Below are 1,231 nucleotides of genomic sequence, written 5' to 3'. Positions count from 1 at the left end.
CGTCGGATCGACCGCCGGCAACAGAGCGGTGAAATCACCAGCTCGCGCTCCCCGCCCATCAGCAGGTTGGCGCGGTGCAGCGCCCGGCGGAACTCCGTCCGGCGCAGCCCGCTGGCGCCGCCGCCGGTCACGCCAGCACCACCCCGGCGCCGGCGAGGGTGATCACCGCGCCGACACCGAAAAGCTGGGTCAGGATGTTGGTGGCGAAGACCAAGAGTGCGACCACCAGCACCAGCATGACGAAGCGGCGGGCAAACTCGTTGATTTCACCGCCCCAGATCAGCATGGCGCCGCAGACGACGATGCCGAGCAGCGAGATGGCGAAGGCGACCGGCCCAGTCAGCGAGTTGACGAAGGTCTGGAGCGGTGCTTCCCAAGGAAGACCGCCACCGCCACCGCCGGCAGCGAGTGCCGGATTGGCAGCGGCGGTCAGCACCGTGAGGGCAGCCGTCAGGGTGGCGGCTGAGACACCGCGTAAGAGGGGATTGCGCATGGGGTCTTTATCCGAGTTGTGACAGGACGTAATTGCTGCCGTCGAAACCCTCGACGGCGAGAACGGCGGCGATGCGCCGGCCCGGGCCGGACGAGGTCTTTTCGATGTTGACCACCAGGTTGACCGCCTCGGCGATCAGCGTGTGCATCGGCGTTGGGGTTGCTTCGGCAATCAGGCCTTCCAGCCGGACCAAGCCGGCGGTGCCGGCGCTGTCGCTGGTGTTGGAATGGACGGTGGCGACTCCGCCGGGGTGGCCGGTGTTCCAGGCTTTCAGCAGCGCCAATGCCTCCGGCCCGCGCGTTTCGCCCACCAGAATACGGTCGGGGCGCAGGCGCATGGTGGCCTTGAGAAGGCGCAGCATGGTGACATGTTCGGTGGCGCGCAGCGGTACCGCGTTGGGCGCGCTGCATTGAAGCTCCACCGTATCCTCAATGATGATCAGCCGGTGGTGCGGGGTGGCGCGCTCGATCTCCTTGATGAGGGCGTTGGTCAGCGTCGTCTTGCCGGTGCCGGTGCCACCGACCACGAGGATGTTGCGGCGGGCGGCCACAGCCTCGACCAGCACCGCCCGCTGGCGGTCGGTCATGATGCCGCGCTCGACGTACTCATCCAGCGTGAAGACGCGTGACGCCTTGCGGCGGATGGCAAAGGTGGGAGCGGCGGCGACCGGTGGAATCAGGGCCTCGAAGCGGGAGCCGTCAAAGGGCAGCTCGCATTCCAGGATTGGGTTGTCCCGGG

General features: G+C 67.7%; 2 protein-coding genes. Both read right to left on the bottom strand.

What is annotated here, in order from left to right:
* Positions 1–127: 127 nt before the first annotated feature.
* Entirely contained in the window at positions 128–493 is a 366-nt protein-coding gene (locus I71_RS05330) for a TrbC/VirB2 family protein (protein ID WP_042691821.1), read from the bottom strand.
* Between the two features lie 7 nt (positions 494–500).
* On the bottom strand, positions 501–1,231 hold a 731-nt coding region (gene trbB, locus I71_RS05325), incomplete at its 5' end, for a P-type conjugative transfer ATPase TrbB (protein WP_042691818.1).

This window comes from Azospirillum sp. B506 (assembly GCF_000333595.1).
GTDB lineage: Bacteria > Pseudomonadota > Alphaproteobacteria > Azospirillales > Azospirillaceae > Azospirillum.
This window is presented reverse-complemented; position numbering and strand designations above follow the sequence as displayed.

What these genes read in the sequence shown, in the direction of transcription:
- I71_RS05330 (WP_042691821.1), bottom strand. Translation starts at nt 493, where the DNA reads ATGCGCAATCCCCTCTTACGCGGTGTCTCAGCCGCCACCCTGACGGCT.